This is a genomic window from Cyanobium sp. LEGE 06143 (genome assembly GCF_015207535.1).
In the GTDB taxonomy this organism is placed as follows: domain Bacteria; phylum Cyanobacteriota; class Cyanobacteriia; order PCC-6307; family Cyanobiaceae; genus NIES-981.
In genome coordinates this window covers 1-1,206 of record NZ_JADEWP010000312.1, presented here as the reverse complement: position 1 = coordinate 1,206, position 1,206 = coordinate 1, and the positions used below count along the sequence as shown (strand labels likewise).

The following is a 1,206-nucleotide window of genomic DNA, read 5'->3' as shown; positions in this document are numbered from 1 at the left end:
GAGGCTGAGCAGATCCACCCCCTGCTCCGCCATCGCCAGCGGGATGTGGCCTGCGGCCTGGGCGGCATCCACATGCAGCAGCACGCCGTGGTGGTGGCAGTGGGCCGCGATGGTGCTGATCGGCTGCAGCACGCCGATCTCGTTGTTGGCCGCCATCACGGAGGCCAGCAGCACATCCGGGCCCAGGGCCGCCGCCAGCAGCTCCTCCTGCACCAGACCGCCGGAGTCCACCGGCAGCACCGTGAGTGGGAAGCCGTGGCGCTCGAGGTAGCGCAGCGGATCCAGCACGGCCCGGTGCTCGGTGGCCAGGGTCAGCAGCCGCCGCCGCTCGCCGCCCTGGGCCAGGACCGCCTCGCAGACGCCCTTGAGGGCCAGGTTGTTGGCCTCGGTGGCGCCGCTGGTGAACACCACGTCGCCGGGGTCAGCCCCGAGGGCCGCGGCCACCTGGGCCCGAGCCCGCTCCACCGCCGCAGCCGCCGTCAGGGACTCGCGGTGCAGGCGGCTGGAGGGGTTGGCGCAGTGCTCCCGCCACCAGGGCTCCATGGCGTTCAGCACCGCCGGATCGCAGGGGGTGCTGGCTTGGTGGTCGAGATAGGCGAGCATGGGGAGCCGAGCCGCCCACCATGCTGCCAACGACGTGGGGGCCCTGGGCCCTGGCGGCCACCGGCCTTGCCCTCCTGAGCAGCATGTTGCCGCCGCCGCCGGCGGCAGAGGCCCAGGCCACGGCGGTGGAGCGGCCGCCGGGGCTGGTGGTGCTCGATGAGCGGCCCCGTCCGGAGGGGATGCTGGTGCTTGGGGTCTACGGTCCCAAGCCCGATGCCACCATCGCGGGCCTCTGGCGGATGCAGCTCTGGCGGCAGCTGGGGCCGGATGTGTCGATCCAGACGGACACCGTGCGCTGCGACAAAGAGGAGCCGATGTGGATCACCGAGGACGGGGGGCGGCTGGTGATCCGCTCCCTCAACCCCGGCGGCGTGATCACCCCCGCCAATCGGGTGGATCACCTGGTGTGGTGGGCTGTCTGCCATCCGGAGCAGGCGGGCCGCGACCCCGCTGAGCTCAAGGCCACCGCTCTGGAGCTGGGCTACAGCACCACGTTGCGGGAATCCGAGCAGGTGCTGCCTGGACGACCCCGCTGAGGCTCTGCAGACTGCACGGCATGAGCACCGACCCCCTAGCAGCGCCCGCCTCCCCTGACCCCGGGCC

General features: G+C 72.7%; 2 protein-coding genes. One reads left to right on the top strand and one right to left on the bottom strand.

Annotated features, from left to right (window positions below; all coding sequences use genetic code 11):
- A partial coding sequence (locus tag IQ216_RS13890) for a cysteine desulfurase family protein (protein WP_193815936.1) occupies positions 1-603 on the bottom strand: 603 nt, incomplete at its 3' end.
- 20 nt (positions 604-623) lie between these two features.
- Here IQ216_RS13890 and IQ216_RS13885 point away from each other — a divergent pair.
- Entirely contained in the window at positions 624-1,139 is a 516-nt protein-coding gene (locus IQ216_RS13885; RefSeq protein WP_225875740.1) for a hypothetical protein, read from the top strand.
- The last annotated feature ends 67 nt before the right edge of the window (positions 1,140-1,206 follow it).

Coding starts and splice junctions, on each gene's coding strand:
- IQ216_RS13885 (WP_225875740.1), top strand. CDS start 624: ATGCTGCCAACGACGTGGGGGCCCTGGGCCCTGGCGGCCACCGGCCTT.